Origin of the sequence: Asticcacaulis solisilvae (assembly GCF_017875235.1) — a bacterium.
Classification (GTDB): Bacteria; Pseudomonadota; Alphaproteobacteria; order Caulobacterales; family Caulobacteraceae; genus Asticcacaulis; species Asticcacaulis solisilvae_A.
Genome location: NZ_JAGGMI010000015.1, coordinates 29,979 through 43,918, shown reverse-complemented (window position 1 = coordinate 43,918; position 13,940 = coordinate 29,979). Strand labels below are relative to the sequence as shown.

9 protein-coding genes are annotated in these 13,940 nt (G+C 62.6%); 8 read left to right on the top strand and 1 reads right to left on the bottom strand.

Annotation, left to right across the window (positions count from 1 at the left end; translation table 11 throughout):
* The first annotated feature begins 3 nt into the window (after nucleotides 1–3).
* The 7 genes from J2X24_RS19225 to J2X24_RS19195 all read left to right on the top strand — a co-directional run bounded on the left by J2X24_RS19225 (nucleotide 4) and on the right by J2X24_RS19195 (nucleotide 6,930).
* Nucleotides 4–1,065, top strand: a complete 1,062-nt coding sequence (locus J2X24_RS19225) for an RES family NAD+ phosphorylase (protein WP_209725110.1) — start codon at nucleotides 4–6, stop codon at nucleotides 1,063–1,065.
* Between the two features lie 158 nt (nucleotides 1,066–1,223).
* A complete protein-coding gene (locus tag J2X24_RS19220; RefSeq protein WP_209725109.1) occupies nucleotides 1,224–1,706 on the top strand; it encodes a pyridoxamine 5'-phosphate oxidase family protein in 483 nt (160 codons plus the stop codon).
* A 32-nt stretch (nucleotides 1,707–1,738) separates the two neighbouring features.
* Nucleotides 1,739–2,554 carry a hypothetical protein gene (locus tag J2X24_RS19215; RefSeq protein WP_209725108.1) on the top strand — a complete coding sequence of 272 codons (816 nt, stop codon included), beginning with the start codon at nucleotides 1,739–1,741 and terminating at the stop codon, nucleotides 2,552–2,554.
* Nucleotides 2,555–2,784: 230 nt separating this feature from the next.
* The gene (locus J2X24_RS19210) at nucleotides 2,785–3,036 is read left to right on the top strand and encodes a hypothetical protein (protein WP_209725107.1); all 252 of its coding nucleotides are present in this window, start codon (nucleotides 2,785–2,787) and stop codon (nucleotides 3,034–3,036) included.
* A gap of 155 nt (nucleotides 3,037–3,191) precedes the next feature.
* Nucleotides 3,192–4,253 (top strand): TonB-dependent receptor plug domain-containing protein, encoded by a 1,062-nt coding sequence (locus tag J2X24_RS19205; RefSeq protein WP_209725106.1) that lies wholly within the window; start codon nucleotides 3,192–3,194, stop codon nucleotides 4,251–4,253.
* Between the two features lie 3 nt (nucleotides 4,254–4,256).
* Nucleotides 4,257–5,609, top strand: a complete 1,353-nt coding sequence (locus J2X24_RS19200; protein ID WP_209725231.1) for a TonB-dependent receptor plug domain-containing protein — start codon at nucleotides 4,257–4,259, stop codon at nucleotides 5,607–5,609.
* Nucleotides 5,610–5,703: 94 nt separating this feature from the next.
* Complete coding sequence (locus J2X24_RS19195; protein WP_209725105.1) at nucleotides 5,704–6,930, top strand: aminotransferase class V-fold PLP-dependent enzyme; 1,227 nt, start codon at nucleotides 5,704–5,706, stop codon at nucleotides 6,928–6,930.
* Between the two features lie 421 nt (nucleotides 6,931–7,351).
* Here the strand turns inward: J2X24_RS19195 and J2X24_RS19190 are convergent, their stop codons facing one another.
* Complete coding sequence (locus J2X24_RS19190; protein WP_245344964.1) at nucleotides 7,352–8,119, bottom strand: AIM24 family protein; 768 nt, start codon at nucleotides 8,117–8,119, stop codon at nucleotides 7,352–7,354.
* A 285-nt stretch (nucleotides 8,120–8,404) separates the two neighbouring features.
* Here J2X24_RS19190 and J2X24_RS22675 point away from each other — a divergent pair, with 285 nt between their 5' ends.
* Entirely contained in the window at nucleotides 8,405–13,726 is a 5,322-nt protein-coding gene (locus tag J2X24_RS22675) for a beta strand repeat-containing protein (RefSeq protein WP_245344963.1), read from the top strand.
* Nucleotides 13,727–13,940 lie beyond the last annotated feature (214 nt).

Here is a 13,940-nt window from a genome sequence, read left to right as displayed (position 1 = left end):
GGCATGCCAGTAAAAAGATATTGCTGCCCGGAGTGTTTTGACGATCGCGGGCTTCGGGATAGCATTATCCCATCGCTGAATCCGGTTCATGGAACCTGTGACTTCTGCGACAGCAGAAACGTTGATTTGGTTGAACCAAGTCAATTGCATGACTACTTTGAGCTTTTAGTCAATGTTTACGAACAAAACGACGATGGCAAGCCGTTAGTCGATTGGATGAAAGATGACTGGTTGTTATTTAGTCATCCGAAAATGGATTTTGCTCACGCGAAAGAATTGCTCGTCGAAATTCTCGATAACCCTCAAATTGTCCGTCAGAGCTTTGTGCCTTCGCCTAGTTATAGTAGCGAAGGATTGGTCGTATGGGAGACGCTGCGCGATGAAATGATGCATCGCAATCGGTGGTTTTTGGATGTCGAGCTTGATACCGATCGACTCAGGCAATTGGTCGATTTGCTGTCAATTACTGACTTGCCTAAGCATTGGTACCGCGCACGTATTCAGTCAGGTGATACGGTTTTCACGATCGGCCAAATGCAAGCACCGCCCAAGCGCCAAGCCTCTCACGGCCGAGCCAATCCTGCCGGTATTCCTTATCTTTATCTTGGTTCTACGCCGGACACGGCTATAGCCGAAATCAGACCACACACGGGCGAAGTCGCTTGCGTTGCAGAGTTTACAATTCCGTCGGTCAGAGCTGTTGATCTTCGCGATCCACGAAAGTTCGTATCACCGTTTATCCTTGCTGACGCCAGCGAAATTGGTCAGCTTCGGGCGGACTTGCTGTTTCTTGAGCGATTGGGCGAGGAACTCACACGTCCCGTTTTGCCGCAGGGCGCGGCGATTGACTACATCCCCAGCCAATATCTTTGCGAGTTTATAAAGAAACGTGGGTTCGATGGAGTCGTTTACCGGAGCTCGGTTAGTGATGGCATCAATCTCGCTCTGTTCGATCCAAGTAAGGCAGAAGGAGGGGAGGTGGCAGTCTATAAAGTCACGAAGGTTTCCGTAAAAGCCGTGGAAGAGCCACAGACTCCAAAAGTCCCAACACAACGTGACCATTAGACACATGGAAGTTTTGTACTTGACTAACGGGTATCGTTTATCCGCGCCTTGTCTGCTACTACACTCATTTGCCGCTGACGATCCCATCGGCGGGGCCTCCCCACATTGAAACTTAACGCCCGGCGATGCGAGTCTCCCTGACCCCAAAGGAGACTCCCATGACCGATACCGCCGATATCGAACGCAAGTTCTGGAAAGCCATTCGTTCTGATCGCACCGCCATGCTGTGGGTCGAGGGCACGCCCGGCTCAAAGCCCATGACCGTGCTGCCCGACGGTGACGCTGACCAAGGGCCGTTCTGGATCTTCACCTCGACCGAGACCCACGCCGTCGAAGCGCTTAAGCCCGGCAACCTCGCGAGCCTGGCCTTTTCATCGAAGGGCCACGACGTCTTCGCCAGCATTGATGGCCGGCTGACCGTCGATAATGACCGCGCCGTCATTGACCGGCTGTGGAACCCGTTCATCGCCGCCTGGTATGAAGAAGGCAAGGACGATCCCAAGCTGTGCCTGCTGCGTTTCGATCCGGAAGACGCCAAGGTATGGATCGACGCATCGAGCCTCCTGGCCGGCGTGAAGATCCTGCTGGGTGTCGATCCCAAAAAGGATTTCAAGGACAAGGTCGCCGAAGTCAGCCTGTGACATCGGCGTCCTAGGATGTTACGATCGTCCCCATGTGGGGACGATCGACGCACCTGAAACTCATGCTGACCGTGGCGGCCGTGGCCGGGTTGCCCTTGTGCGCGCACGCCACCGTCTATTCCAACGTCCGGGTCGATGACACCAATGGCGAGACGCGCGGCATGCGCGTCGAGCTGCGCGACCGGACCGTCATCGTCACCGACTGCGAGCGCCAGTGCCGCGTGCCCATCGAAGTGCCGCTTAAAGTCAACGGCAAGCGCATCACCTTCAGCGTCGACCTGGGGCGCGGCGCCGGGAGCCGCTTCACCGGTGAGGTGCGTGAGGACGGGACCCTGGTGCTCAGGGGCGAGGGGCGGCTGTGGAACCCCCAGATATTGCGGCCCGAGGATAAAGCGGCAAGCCTTGATGCGCCGCCGCCTGCGCCGGGGCAGCCGATCGTGGTGCCGAGCCTGGCCGGCATGGACTTCTACGTCGAAAAGCGCGACGCGCGGCTGATCCGGGTGGTGCATAAGGAAAATGCCGGCGCCGCGCGTCTTGCCGGGTTCTATTCCAATATCGTCTACCGCGAAGGCGCCGAGGCCACCGAAGGCATGGCCATCGATTTCCGCCCCGGTAATCCGCCCGTCGTCACCGTCCACGACTGCGAACGCTATTGCGCGCATATCGAGACCGTGCCGGTCAGGGTGCGCGGCTATCGCATCGCCTTTACGCTGGAAGAAGAGATGGGGGGCCTGCCTGGCAGGGGCAGGCGCTACAACGGCGAGTTCCGCGCCGACGGCACGCTGAAGGTCTGGGGGGAGGGGCATCGCGCCGCCGCGCAGGTCCTGCGGCCTCAGGCAAGAGAGTAGGATGGGGAGAGGTACCCCTCCACCAAATGATCCCTCCACGCAAGCTTAGGAAGGAGAAGAGGGCCGGCGTTACCGAGTCCCTTTTGCGAAGCCATGTTCTATGTACCGGCAAATCGTTCGGAACGGGATCATCCACCGAAACCGCCGCCAGATCGGCTCATGCCGGATTCATCTTTGTTAACCATTGTGGTAGCGTTGAGCCCTTGAGTCGCATTGTAGGGGCATGTCGCGTGACGCACACCAGTTCAAATTCGCATATCCCTTACGCTATCCGTTACATGGCGCGCCTGCAGGAACAGGCGGCGCAGACGGTTGTCTCCGAGGACATTCCCGCCGACCGGCTGGAGAAATGCGCGGCGCATCTGCGCGAGACGGTGCACCTGATCGAGCGCGCCCGCCCGCGGGACGAAGTGGCGACACAGGCATTGCCGCAGAAGATCAAGCTGCTGAATTTCCTGCGCCGGCAGGGCCTGGCCCGATAGGCAAGCCAGGACGCCGTGGGACCCGTGGCGTCCGGCGCATCTTTAACAGGACTTAACAAAACCATCACCGGATCGTCTTAGTAGGACGTTACCCCTTCGCATCCGCGCTACCGGGCCCGACCGGAGCGCCTGTTGCTGTTCAGGGGTATCGTCTCATGTCCGTTTCTTTCCGCGCCCGTCACCTGTGGCTGGCGACCGCCGCGCTTACGCCGCTTCTGCCGTTGCTCATCGCCGCGCCCGCCGCGCATGCCCAAAGCCCGTCCCAGGAAGCCGCCGACACCGCCCAGGAAGTCATCGTCACCGGCACGCGCGAAAAGGGCCGCACCCGCTATGAAAGCCTGACGCCCGTCGACGTCGTCACCGCCAAAGCCGTCCAGGACGGCGCCTCGTCCGAGCTGGCCGACAACCTGGCCCAGGTCATCCCGTCGCTCCAGGTCCTGAAGCTGCCGTCGTCGGACGGGCTTCAGTTCATCCGCCCCGCCCGCCTGCGTGGCCTGTCGTCGGACCAGACCCTGGTGCTCATCAACGGCAAGCGCTTCCACCGTTCGGCCTTCCTGGGGCAACGCGGGGCGCAGGGCGCCGACCTCAACAAGATCTCGTCTTTGAGCGTCGGCCGCGTCGAAGTGCTGCGTGACGGCGCTTCGGCGCAATACGGTTCGGACGCCATCGCCGGCGTGATCAACATCCAGCTCGATGACCGTCCGGGCGGTGCGGCCTACGTCCAGGCCTCGCAATATTACGAAGGCGACGGCGAAACCCTGCGCGCCGGCGTCAAGGCCGGCCAGCGCTTCGACGCCGGTTTCGTCACCGCCTCGCTGGAATGGGCCGACGCCGGCATGACATCGCGCAGCCACCAGCGCCAGGACGCCATCGACTATATGAAGGCCAATCCGGGCGTCGTCCTGCCCGATCCGGTCCAGCGCTGGGGCGCGCCCGATACCAAGAACATCAACTTCGCCATCAATGGCGCGGTCAATGTCGGCTTCGGCGAGCTTTACGGCTTCGCGACGGCCGCCAACGGCGAAGGCATCAACGACATCAACTGGCGCATCCCGTCGGCGACGTCGAACGCCAGCGTCTACAAGACCGTGCCGACCTTCCCGGGCTGGGACCTGAAGTCGGTCTATCCGCTGGGCTTCACCCCGCGCGAACAGGCCAAATACAAGGATTACCAGGCGGTCGCGGGCCTGCGCGGCGGCGAGGGGAACTTCACCTAGGACCTGTCGGCGTCCGTCGGCGAGAACAAGACCGAGTTCTATCTCTACAACACCATCAATGCCTCGCTTGGGCCATCCTCTCCATTTGACTTCTTCCTGGGCACCCAGACCCAGACCGAAGTCACGCTCAATGCCGACGGCGTCTATCGCGCCAACTGGGGCCTGAGCGAGCCGGTCAATATCGCCTTTGGCGCCGAGCGCCGTGAGGAAACCTACAGCGTAGGCGCGGGCGATGCGGCCTCCTATGCCGTTGGCCCCGGCGCCAAGGACGGACTGGCGGTCGCCTCGAACGGCTTCCCCGGCTTCTCGGACCTGCAGGCCGGCGAGTGGTCGCAGGTCTCTTCGGCCGCCTATGTCGACGTCGAAGCCAGGCTGATCCCGGCCTGGACGGTCGGCGCGGCCGTGCGTTACGAAGACTATGACAGCTTCGGCGGCACGACCAACGGCAAGCTGGCGACGCGCTATGAGTTCACGCAGAACGTCGCCGCGCGCGCCTCGGTCTCGACCGGTTTCCGCGCCCCGACCCCGGGCCAGATGAATTCGCTGTCGGTCTCGCAGGGCCTCGATACGGTGACTTTGCAGGTCTTCACCAATGGCCGCCTGTCGCCGCTCAACCCGATCGCCGTCAGCAAGGGCGCCAGGCCGCTCGAGCCCGAAACCTCGTCGAACACCAGCGCGGGCCTGGTCTGGCGTACCGATATCGGTCTGTCGGGCACGGTCGATGTCTACCAGATCGACGTCGAGAACCGCCTGGGCCAGTCGGCTTCGATCAGCCTGACCAAGGCCGAGAAGGACGCCCTGGTCGCGCAGGGCTATCCGGCCGCCGCCAGCTTCACCTCGGTCAACTGGTACACCAACGACTACGACACCCGCACCAAGGGCGTCGACATCGTCACCACCTATACCCGCCCGGTATGGAACGGCCGCCTGAGCCTGACCCTGGCCTATAACCACAACGAGACCGAAATCACCGGCGGCACGCTCAACGCCAACCCGACGACCAAGCGTATCTTCGAGGAGGGCCTGCCGCAGGACAATGCCGCCTTCACCGGCACCTTCCGCAAGGGCGCGTTCGAATACCAGGTCCGTACGCGGTATTACGGCGCCTGGACCGACTCGACGGGCAATACGACGGGCGACATCTTCCAGCGCTTCGGCGCCATGAGCTTTGTCGACGCCTCGGTGCTGTGGGATATCGATAGCCGCCTGTCGCTCAAGGTCTCGGCCGAGAACATCTTCAACCAGTACCCGGAAAAGGCCATCTTCCAGGCATCGCGCGGAATCGAATATTCGCGTAACGCGCCGTACGACACCTATGGCGGTCAGGTCTATGTCCGCCTGAACGCGAAGTTCTAAGTAAGAAAGTCCCCCTTCCGTCACGGCGCTGCGCGCCGCGACGGAAGGGGGGCTTCGCTATCAATCACGCGTTCGATTTCTTTAAAGGCATGTCATGCAGCGTCGCACCTTCCTGACCGCCATCGGTATCGGCGGACTGGCGGCCTCGGCCCGGGCCGCGGATACGGCCACCGGCTGGGACAAGGTCGCGGCGCTGTTTCCGCCCCGGAACAATGAGGTGATCAATCTCGAATTCGGCGCCTTCGGCCAGGCGCCGCGTGCGGTCATGATGAAGTTTGGGTTCTATAGCGCGGCGGTGAATGAAAGGGGCGCGTACTTCACCCGGCGCGACTTCTATCCGTACTACCAGAAGCTCCGCCAGAAGATCGCGGCCGCGCTCAATGCCGACCCGGCGGAAATCGCCATCACGCGCAATGCCACCGAAGCGCTGCAGGCCTTGATCGGTGGTTACAGCCGCCTGAAGCCGGGCGACGCCGTGCTGATGTCGGACCACGATTACGACAGTATGCGGACGGCGATGGCATGGCTTAAAGAGCGGCGCGGCGTCGATGTCATCGATATCGGCCTGCCGCATCCGGCGACGCACCAGGGCCTGATCGACGCCTACGAACAGGCGCTTGTCGCCAACCCCAAGGTGCGGCTGATCCTGCTGACGCACATCAGCCACCGCGACGGCCTGCGCCTGCCGGTGCGCGAGATCATCGCCATGGCCAGGGCGCGCGGCGTCGACGCCATCGTCGACAGCGCCCATGCCTGGGGACAATCAATCGTTGACGTCAAGGCCGAGGGCTTCGACTTCGCCGGCTTCAACCTGCACAAATGGATTGGCGCGCCCTTGGGCGTCGGCGCGGTCTATATCCGCAAGGACCGCATCGGCGACATCGATCCTTACATGGGCGAAGCGGTCAGCGAGCGCGATCCGGTGTCGGCGCGCGTCCATACGGGCACGGCCAATTTCGCCGCCCAGATGGCCGCGTCGGACGCGCTGGATGTCCATGCCGCCATCGGACCGGACGCCTGCGAACAGCGCTTCCGTTACCTGCGGTCCCTGTGGGCCGAGCCGGCGCGGGAGCTGCCGCATGTCGATATCCTGACGCCGGCCGATCCGCGCTTGCACGCCGGCATCACGTCGTTCCGGCTGAAGTCCGCCCCGACGCCTGAAGCGCACGCGGCATGCGTGAAGACGCTGCTGGAAAAGCACAGGATTTTCACCGTCGCGCGCACAGGGCTTGCGGGCGGCGCCTGTATTCGCGTCACGCCGGGCTTCACGACGACCGAGGCCGATATGACGGCGCTTCTTGGGGCGTTGCAGGGCCTATAGTCAGTTGCTTTGCGTCATAAGCGGAAATGGAACCGGCTAATTACAGTTAGTGACGCCGTGGCCCCACAATAGGTGAACCCCGGCGTCCCGTGGAAAAATTTTTCGCGTATTGGGTTCCGACGAGAGTAACGCCTTAATCAGGGGCCATAGAACTGAGACCCCGTTGAATTAAAGCTTCATCCAATTCTAAGTCCTCTCTGTAGAAACTGACTGCAAGATCTATGTCGTCCTGTAAATAATCACGCTCGGGAAACGAATTGTTTTCACTCTCAAACACAAAAATGTAGATTCCCTGTGGCTGTTTCTCAAACGTGACCTTATGAGCTTTCATTCTGTTCGCTTCCCTTCCGTAGTCCGCGCTGCGCCAACATCTGAAATCCGCGCAGCTGTGCCTGCTGAAGGCCCGAAGCTACCGGCGATGTCAGGAAACCCGGGCGGTGGGCATAACCCAGATGTTGCCTGTGCCGCGGAACTTGTAGACCAGGCCTTCGCCGGAACGCAGCGCATTGCGCAGGCCCGAGACCAGAGGCCCGATCGAGACCTCGAGCGACGCCGAATACATCAGCACGAAGTCGCCGTCGACGACCGCTTCGCCCTGGCTCAGCTCGATGACGTCGATCTCCTCGACCGGCACCGGGCTTTCGACGACGAACGCGCCGCGTCCGGATAGCTTGGGCTGCATGAAGCCGTTGCCCGACAGGATGCCGCTGACCGAGGTGTGGCGGTGCGTCGACAGCGAAATGCCGCCGGTGCAGGCGTAGAACGCCCGGTCATCGAGCAGCAGGTCGTCGCCAATGTCCATATTGGCCAGGATGAAGTGCTTGCGCGTCGGTTCGGCCCACAGGGTGCCCGTGCCGGAAAAGCGGGTGGCGAAGGCCGACTCTCCCGTGCCGGCCGAAGCGACGGCGCGCGACAGGAAGCCCTTGCCCGGCTCATGGCGCTGGATTTCCGACTGGATGCGGCCATGATGATATTGCAGGGCGCCGGGTTCCAGCACCAGCGCGCCGCCTGACAGTTCGACGCCGATCTGGTGGATCTGCTTTTCTTCGGAAATGACGTGGCTCAGCGGCGCGCCGTTGGCAGTGGTGCCTGGCGCGGGAATGACGCGGGCGACCTGGCGCTTTTCGACGAAACGGTAGGCGGTGATGGTCACGCCGTCGGCGGACACGGTCTCAATGGGGGTGCGCATGAAGGGCTCCGAATCCGGGAAGGGCTGGGCCGGTGTAACAAGAAAGCCCGCCGCCGCAAAGGCTTTCAGTCCCCGCCGCAATCGCGCCACATTTTCCCCGCGCGGTTGAGGCGTATTGAATTGCGCATGCCGCCGTTGCTGTGTAGGATTCCGGGTAAAGGTTACCGGAGACGTCGTGCGTGCCGGGGCGTATCGCTTTGTAAAAATAAGTATTTCAATTCGTTGAATATTGCGAACGGATACGTCCGGCGGGCGGACCGATGTTAGACAAAAGGGCAGGATCACATGGTTAACATCATCGACGGTACGCCGGGCAATGACAGCCTGACGGGCGTAAGCGGCATGGACAGCATCACCGGCGGCGCAGGTAACGATACGCTGCGCGGCAACCATGATGGCGACGTTCTCGACGGCGGGGATGGTGATGACGAACTCCAGGGCGGCCGCACGCATATGGGGGGTGCGGGCAATGACCTCCTGTACAACAGCGGCAGCAACTACGGCGGCGACGGCAACGACACGATAACTTCGCACGCCAGCAGCGGGTCTGCCCGCGCCTGGGGCGAGGATGGCGACGACACCATCACCGTATCCGTGGACCGCAACAGCGGACCGCTTTATGTCTATGGCGGCGCCGGGCGCGACACCATCACCATCACAGGCGACCGCTACGCAATCCTCGAACGCGATCTGGACAACCCGGTCGTGATCGAAGACTTCACGGTCGGCGATGGCGGTGACATCCTGCGCCTCGACCTGTCGGTACTGACCAACTACGTGGTCAACAACGCTTCCAATCCGTTCACCACCGGGCACTTGCGGATCTACCAGGAAGAGGAAGACGACGCCTGGTTGCAGGTTGATGTCGACGGCGCCGCCAACGGCAGAAATTTCACTACCGTCGCCATTCTTAGAAATATCGAGAGCGGTCTCATGACCGCAGCCAATTTTGGCGGCTATACCCGCTTCGGCGCGCCAGGGCCCGTGGGCGTCACCAAGGACGGCACGGCGGGCGATGACAGCCTGTCCGGCGGCGTCGGGTTCGACGTCCTCAATGGACTGGGCGGCAACGATACCTTGTTCGGTGATGACGGCAGTGACACGCTGAACGGCGGCGATGGCAATGACAGCCTGTTGGGCGGCTTCGGCAATGACAGCCTGGACGGCGGCGCGGGTGATGATTACCTCTTCGACAACATGGAAAGCTACGTCACCATGGTCGGTGGCGAAGGCAACGACACGATCGACTTCCAGATCGAGGACAATTTCGTCGCGGTCATCGATGGCGGCGCCGGCAACGACACGATCCGGGGCTATATTCTGGGCGGCAGCGCGAGTATCAATGCCGGCGATGGCGACGACCTGATCGAACTCCAGACGTCGGGCGGCAACATGACCTATCTGACCGGAGGCGCAGGCCAGGACACCTATCGCGTGCCGCCGATCAACGACATGTTCATCATCACCGACTTCGCCGCGGGCGCCGGTGGCGACAGGATCGACCTGCCGCGTTTTCTGCAGGACATGGGCTTGCCGGCTGGCACCGACCTGTTCGCCAGCGGCAATATGTGGCTGGTCCAGGACGGCAGCGACGTCGTGATTTACTTCAATCTGTGGGGCCATGATAGCAACTGGCTCGTGCTGAAGAATGTGACGGCCTCGGCGCTGACGGCCGACAACTTCATGGGCTTTACGCCGACCACCGATACCCGCGCGACGCCAACGGCCGGCAACGACACCCTGACCGGCACCCCGTTCACTGACAGCATCGACGGACTTGGCGGCAACGACAGCATCGACGGGCTTGGCGGTAAGGACAGCCTGGACGGCAGCGCCGGCGACGACGTACTGAACGGCGGTGGCGATGATGACAGCCTCAACGGCGGCGCCGGCAATGACACGCTCAACGGCGGCGACGGCCGCGACAGGCTATATAGCGGCGACGGCAATGACGTCATGAGCGGCGGCGCCGGCAACGATTCCATTTACGGTTACGGCACGGGCAATTTCACTGTGACAGGCGCAGAGGGCGACGATCTCATCGCCGTCCAGATCGCGGCTGGCTATGTCACGGACGTTGATGCCGGCATTGGCGACGATACGCTTGTCGCCACTGTGTATGGCGGCGGAACGCTGAATGGCGGCGAGGGCAATGACGAATTCAGGCTACGCGGCGACGGCGGCACAGGCGTCTACCTGACCGGCGGGGCCGGACAGGACACCTATACCCTGCCGCCCTTTGTCAACAACCAGTACAGGATCACGGACTTTACCGCCGGCGACGGCGGGGACCAGATTAACGTGCCGGACCTGGTGGTGCGGATGAGCGTGCCGGCCGGCACCAATCCGTTCGCCATCGGCCGCCTGGCCCTGGTCCAGGACGGCAGCAACGTCCTGCTTCGCTATAGCGCTTCGGGCACGACCGTGACCCTGGTGACGCTGGAAAACGTCAGTGCGTCATCCCTGACGGCGCATAACTTCATGGGCTATGCGCCGAATGTCGCCCCGGCAGGACCAACGGCCGGTAATGACACCCTGACCGGGACGGCGGGCAATGACAGCATCGACGGCCTGGGCGGGAACGACCTTATCGAAGGCCTGGCTGGCAACGATAACCTGATTGGCAATAACGGCAACGATACCCTGATTGGCGGCGACGGCAATGACACGCTGAACGGCGGCGATGGCAACGATGTGCTGAATGATGCCGGTGCGGGCAATGTCACCGTGTCCGGCGGAGCGGGCAACGACATCGCCAACGTCGTCGTTGAGGACCCGTACTTTGCGAGTGTCGCAGGCGGCATTGGCGACGACACGCTGAATGTTTCGGTCTTCGGTGGCGGCGCCACGCTGGATGGCGGCGACGGCGCCGACACCATCAATGTCGAAACCTCGGGCGGCGACTATATATATCTGACTGGCGGCGCGGGACAGGACACCTTCAGCCTGACGACCATCAACGACATGTATTTCATCACCGATTTCGCCGCTGGCAACGGTGGCGACGTCTTTAACCTGACGCGCGTCCTGCAGGACCTGGGGCTGCCGACCGGCAGCAATCCGTTTGTGACCGGCACTCTGCGGCTGGTCCAGGACGGCGCCGATGTGCGCCTTGTATCCAACTACGATTATACGGCCGGCCTGACCCTGATGGTGTTCGAAGACACGACAGCCGCCAACTTCACCGCGCACAACTTCATGGGCTACACCCCGTCTGTTTATGTCACACCATCGGGACCAACCCCCGGCAACGACACGCTGACGGGGACTGAGGGCGACGACGGGCTCCTCGGGCTGGCCGGCGATGACAGCATCAGCGGCCTGGGCGGGAACGACACCCTGATCGGCCAAACCGGCAACGACACCCTGTCGGGCGGTGCGGGCCACGATTACCTGGAAAGCAACGAAGGCAATGACAGCCTGGTCGGTGGTGACGGCAACGATACGCTCGATGCCGGCGCGGGCGGCGACAGCCTGGACGGCGGCGCTGGGGACGACAGCATCAACGGCGGCTCCGACAGCGATACATTGTCGGGCGGCGTCGGCAACGACACGGTCGAAGGCGCCGAGGGCAGTGATACGCTGGACGGCGGTATCGGCAACGACTCCCTGAACGGCGGCGCGGACAATGACAGGCTCGAAGGCGGCGCCGGTAATGACTCCCTGCATGGCGGCGCCGGCACCGGCAGCGATACCCTCTGGGGCAACGACGGCAATGATCGCCTCGATGGCGGCGAAGGTGACGACAGTCTCGACGGCGGTATCGGCAACGACACCATTCTGGGCAGCGGCGGCAATGACACGCTCACCGGCGGCGAGGGCAATGACAGCCTGTCCGGCGGCGAGGGCAATGATGTGCTCAACGATGACGGCGCGGGCAATGCCACCGTTTCGGGCGGCGCAGGCAACGACCTTATCAACGCCCGTGTCGAGGACCCGTATCTCCTCAGGGTCGATGGCGGCACCGGCGACGATACGCTGAACGTCACGATCGACGGCGGCAACAGCACGGTGAATGGCGGCGAGGGCAATGATCTCTTCGACATCAGCAGCACGGGTGGCAATGGCGCATACCTGACCGGTGGAGCAGGGCAGGACACCTATCGTCTGGCCTTTGTCGGCGACCTGTTCAACATCACCGACTTTGCCACGGGCGCGGGCGGCGACAGGATCGACGTCCTGCATATCCTGTCGGAGCTGGGCCTGCCGTCCAGCACCGATCCGTTCGCTTCGGGACTGCTGTTCCTTGAGCAGGACGGCGACCATACCCGGTTGAAGTACAATCTGGCGGGCGAGATCGCCACCCTGGCCGTACTGCAGAACGTCATGATCTCGGCGCTGACGACGCACAACTTCATCGGCTATGCCCCCGGCGGCTCCGGCAGCGTAAGCACCCAGACCGGCACGGCGGGCAGCGACACCCTGACCGGTGGCGCGGGCCAGGACAGCATCGACGGGCTTGACGGCCAGGACACGCTCTATGGCATGGACGGCAACGATACGCTGGATGGCGGCGCGGGCAATGACAGCATGTCCGGCGGCACAGGCGACGACACCTATATCGTACGCGATGCCGGCGACCGGGTCACCGAAGTGCCCGATGGTGGCGATGATACCGTCCAGGCCTGGGTCAGCTACCAGGCCCAGACCTTCATGGAAAACGTCACGCTCATGGGAACCGACAACCTGTCGGCCTATGGCAACAGCCTTGACAATGTCATCACCGGCAACAGCGGCGCCAATGTCATCAATGGCAATGCCGGCGATGACACGGTCGACGGCGGGGCCGGCCATGACAAGCTTGACGGCGCCGATGGTGAAGACAGCCTCTACGGCGGCGAGGGCAATGACAGCCTGAACGGCGGCATTGGTAATGACACGCTTGAGGGCGACGAGGGCTCCGACAAACTGAACGGCGGCGCGGGCGCGGATGCGCTTGATGGTGGCAATGGCAACGACATCCTCGACGGCGGCGCGGGTGACGACACCATGGGCGGCGGCGACGGCAACGACACCTATGTTGTCGACAGCCTGGGCGATTTCGTTATCGAGGGCCCCGCGGACGGGACGGATGCCGTCAAGACCGGTCTCGATTACACCTTGGCGGATAATGTCGAGGTCCTGCATCAGACCGGATCGGCCGATATCAGCGGCACGGGCAATGACGCCGCCAATACGCTGCACGGCAACGCCGGCAACAACCTGCTGTCGGGCGGGGCGGGAGACGACGGCCTGTTCGGTGGCGAGGGCAATGACACGCTGGTCGGCGGCAAGGGCGATGACTGGCTGGTTGGCGCGGAAGGCGCGGACGACTTCGTCTTCGGAGCGGCGGGTGTGCCGCTCAACGGCTCGGACACGATCACCGGCTTCGAACATGGCGTGGACCGGCTGGTCTTCACGGCGTCCGACTATGGCTTCAGTGCCGGGCATGTGCTGACGGCGGCTGAGTTCACCCTGGGTGTCTGGTCCGTGGGGTCGTCAGCGCAGTTCCTCCTGTCGGCCGACGGTTACCTGTCGTACGACGCCGACGGTGACGGTGTGGGCTCGCTGGTCGTGCTGGCGCGCATTTACGGCACGGTGACGGCCGACGATCTGGTGTTCGTGTAAGGATATCGCGCTCCCTCCTTCCTACGCAGTGGCGAGGGGGACCGCGAAGGCGGTGGAGGGGTATTCGCCGTCGGTGTTGCCCCCTCCGTCATCTCGCCCTTCGGGCGCGCTGCCACCTCCCCACTGCGTAGCGAGGAGGGAGCGGGCGGTCTCGATCAGCCGTAACCTTGTAGATTAACTATAATAAATTCAAAATCTTAAATCATAAACCGGA

Coding starts and splice junctions, on each gene's coding strand:
- J2X24_RS19205 (WP_209725106.1), top strand. CDS start 3,192: ATGTCCGTTTCTTTCCGCGCCCGTCACCTGTGGCTGGCGACCGCCGCG.
- J2X24_RS19215 (WP_209725108.1), top strand. CDS start 1,739: ATGTGGGGACGATCGACGCACCTGAAACTCATGCTGACCGTGGCGGCC.
- J2X24_RS19220 (WP_209725109.1), top strand. CDS start 1,224: ATGACCGATACCGCCGATATCGAACGCAAGTTCTGGAAAGCCATTCGT.
- J2X24_RS19195 (WP_209725105.1), top strand. CDS start 5,704: ATGCAGCGTCGCACCTTCCTGACCGCCATCGGTATCGGCGGACTGGCG.
- J2X24_RS22675 (WP_245344963.1), top strand. CDS start 8,405: ATGGTTAACATCATCGACGGTACGCCGGGCAATGACAGCCTGACGGGC.
- J2X24_RS19225 (WP_209725110.1), top strand. CDS start 4: ATGCCAGTAAAAAGATATTGCTGCCCGGAGTGTTTTGACGATCGCGGG.
- J2X24_RS19190 (WP_245344964.1), bottom strand. CDS start 8,119: ATGCGCACCCCCATTGAGACCGTGTCCGCCGACGGCGTGACCATCACC.